We start from the raw sequence: 2,621 nt of genomic DNA, 5'->3' as shown, positions 1-2,621 counted from the left end.
GGCCAGGACCAGCACGATCCCGAGCCCGAGCATCAAGTGAAACCTGATGGAGTCCCGCACGGTCCTCTTGGCCGCGGGCTTGCCGCCACCGATCGCCATCGTGCTCATGACTTGGCCACTCCGCCCTCACTGACGACCTTGATCGGTGCCGGCGGCGTCACGCGCGGCTGGAGCACCTGGGCGAGCACCTGCTCCTTCGGACCGAAGGCCTGCATGCGGCCGTCGCGCAGCACCAGGATCTGGTCGACCGCCTCGACGCCGATGGGCCGATGCGCCACCACGACGACGATGGCGCCACGCTCGCGGGCGGCGCGGATGGCGCGGGTCAGCGCCTCGTCGCCTTCGGTGTCGAGATTGGAGTTGGGCTCGTCGAGCACGATCAGGAACGGATTGCCGTAGAGCGCGCGCGCCAGCGCCACGCGCTGCGCCTGGCCTGCGGAGAGCGCGGCGCCCTGCTCGCCGACCTGCGTGTTGTAGCCCTCGCGCATCTTGATGATCATCTCGTGCACGCCGGCCTCCTTGGCCGCGGCGATGATGCCGTCGGAGGCGGCCTCGGGGTCGAAGCGGCTGATGTTCTGCGCGATGGTGCCGCCGAACAGTTCGACGTCCTGCGGTAGATAGCCGATGTGGCGACCGAGCATGTCGGAGGACCATTGGTCGAGCGCGGCGCCGTCGAGCCGCACCTTGCCGCGCACCGGCTGCCAGACGCCGACCAGCGCACGGATCAGCGAGGATTTGCCGGAGCCGCTCGGCCCGATCACGCCGAGGCCGTTGCCGGCGGCGAGCGCGAAGGTGATGTCCTGCACGATGAGGCGCTGGTCGCCCGGCGGCACCATGGCGACGCCCTCGACCGAGAGCCGGCTGATGGGCGCCTGCAACTGGGTCGGCATCGTCTGCGCCGGCATCTGCTCCAGCAGGCGGGTCAAGCGCTGCCAGCTCTGGCGTGCCGCGACGAAGGATTTCCAATGCGCGATGGCGAGATCGACCGGCGCCAGCGCGCGGGCCGACAGGATCGAGCCGGCGATGATGATGCCGGCGGTCGCCTCCTGGTGGATGACGAGATAGGCGCCGACCGCGAGCACGGCGGATTGCAGCATCATGCGCAGCACCTTGGCGATCGCGCCGAGGCCGCCGGCCACGTCGCTCGCACGCTGATTGCCGGCGAGATATTTTTCGTTGGCCTCGCTCCAGCGCTGGTTCATCCGGCTGGTCATGCCCATCGACACCATCACTTCGGCATTGCGACGGCTGGAGGCGGCGAGATCATTGCGCTGGGCCGCAAGCCCCATCGCCTCCTTCGCCGGCTGGCGGGACATGAACTCGGTGACCACCGTCAGCCCGACCAGGATGATGGCGCCGACCAGGGCGGTCACGCCGATCATGACGTGGAAGGCGAAGCAGATGGCGAGATAGAGCGGCAGCCAGGGCAGGTCGAAGAACGCGCTCGGTCCCATGCCGCCGAGGAAGGAGCGGACATTGTCGAGGTCGCGCAGCGGCTGGAGGCCCTCGTTGCGGTTACCGACCAGCAGCGGCAGGCGCACGACGGTGTCGAACACGCGCTTGTTCAGGGCTTCGTCGAGCGAGGTGCCGATCCGCCCCAGGATCCGGTTGCGGATCATGTCGAGCACGCCCTGCGCCATGTAGAGGAAGCTGGCAAGGACGATCAGGCCGACCAGAGTCGCAATGCTGCGGCTCGGCAGCACCCGGTCGTAGACCTCCAGCATGAAGATCGACCCGGTCAGATAGAGCAGGTTGATCATGCAGCTCATCAGGCCGACGCCGACGAACGCCGTGCGACAAGCGCGCAGCGCGTCAGCGAGCTCCGAACGGCGAACGCCAGGGACGGCTGCCATCAGTCTGGTCTCTTTCGGGTAAGGGGCAAAGCCCCTGATTTCAAAGGCAATTTCAGGAGTAATTGACCCGGATTAACATCGCGTTTTCGCCCCTTGTCCAACGCGGCTGAATCAACCCGATCCCCTGTGGGGGCACATCACCCCCTGATGGCCCGGCGCGCAAGTCCGGAATTTCACAGGCTTGCGGCTTTTTCTTGCAGACATGTCACCTCTCCCCGGGCGGGGAGAGGTCGAAAGTTGGGTCAACTGAACTCGGGGCGCCGCTAGAACCGGCCGCCGCCGCGCACCAGCCGCACCACGAGCAGCAGGATGATCGCGCCGATGGCGGAATAGACGATCTCCGACACGAGCCCGGTGCCGATGCGAATACCGAGCTTCGGAAACAGGAAGCTGGCCACAAACGCGCCGGCGATGCCGATCACGATGTCGCCGATGATGCCGAAACCGGCGCCCCGCACCACCTTGCCGGCCAGCCAGCCGGCGACCAGGCCGACGAACAGGATGACGAGCAGGCCTTCGTTGGAAATGTACATAAGTGAGGTCCCTCTCCGTGAACGGGACCATGGAACCGGAACCGGGATGAATGGGGTCTGAATGGTGGTCGCCGCGGCCGGGTTGCGCGTGCGGAAACAAAAATGTCGAAAACAACCCCATGCACAGTAGAACGGCTACTGGTCGAGCGCTCAGTGTGACCCACGGCAACTCGATGTTGGTGGAGAGGATTTTTGACGGAGCGAGCCTTTCGAAGTGAGGTGCGCAACGCTCTCT

At 66.2% G+C, this 2,621-nt stretch carries 2 protein-coding genes; both read right to left on the bottom strand.

All coding sequences use genetic code 11. The features are described from left to right. Positions 1 to 104 precede the first annotated feature (104 nt). Complete coding sequence (locus tag AC1D00_RS35910; protein WP_135179686.1) at positions 105 to 1,853, bottom strand: type I secretion system permease/ATPase; 1,749 nt, start codon at positions 1,851 to 1,853, stop codon at positions 105 to 107. Positions 1,854 to 2,116: 263 nt separating this feature from the next. Further along, positions 2,117 to 2,386: a GlsB/YeaQ/YmgE family stress response membrane protein gene (locus tag AC1D00_RS35905; protein ID WP_027543420.1), complete on the bottom strand. Its 270-nt coding sequence runs from the start codon at positions 2,384 to 2,386 to the stop codon at positions 2,117 to 2,119. Positions 2,387 to 2,621: the final 235 nt, after the last annotated feature.

The sequence above is a fragment of the Bradyrhizobium sp. P2_E8 genome (genome assembly GCF_056403875.1).
The sequence above is the reverse complement of the archived record's forward strand: the minus strand, read 5'-3'. Positions and strand labels throughout refer to the sequence as shown.

Bases quoted from the DNA above. Each gene is read 5' to 3' on its own strand.
- AC1D00_RS35905 (WP_027543420.1), bottom strand. From the start codon at position 2,386: ATGTACATTTCCAACGAAGGCCTGCTCGTCATCCTGTTCGTCGGCCTG.
- AC1D00_RS35910 (WP_135179686.1), bottom strand. From the start codon at position 1,853: ATGGCAGCCGTCCCTGGCGTTCGCCGTTCGGAGCTCGCTGACGCGCTG.